The sequence below is a fragment of the Rhodoblastus sp. genome (assembly GCF_041915505.1).
Lineage (GTDB): Bacteria > Pseudomonadota > Alphaproteobacteria > Rhizobiales > Beijerinckiaceae > Rhodoblastus.
In genome coordinates this window covers 9,187-9,556 of sequence record NZ_JAYSBG010000122.1, presented here as the reverse complement: position 1 = coordinate 9,556, position 370 = coordinate 9,187, and positions in this window count along the sequence as shown.

Here is a 370-nt window from a genome sequence, read left to right as displayed (position 1 = left end):
CTGGCATGGCGAAAGATCCAGTGATTTGAGCGAGGAAGTCAGGCGACATCTTGGCTTTCCGAGGATGAATTCCGGCGACATGCGCGCCGGTGAACCAATTTTCGCGGCGACGTTCAAAGCCGCGCAGGGCGTCAACCGTCGCCGAGAAAACGGGGGTTGAACGCATCGAACGATCCGTTGCGGCTTCCGCGCCGACTCGGTTCGCATGCCCGTTCCTCTCCTTTCAGGACGACGACGTTCAGTCCTGGCCCAAGGCTGCGAATGCGTCGACGGGCCACGCTCAGGCTGTCGGCAATTGCGCCGCCCTGCGGCTTGCGGCGGCGATGGCGGCCCAGTCTTGCGCCGCAACGGTTTCAGCCTTGAGCATCCA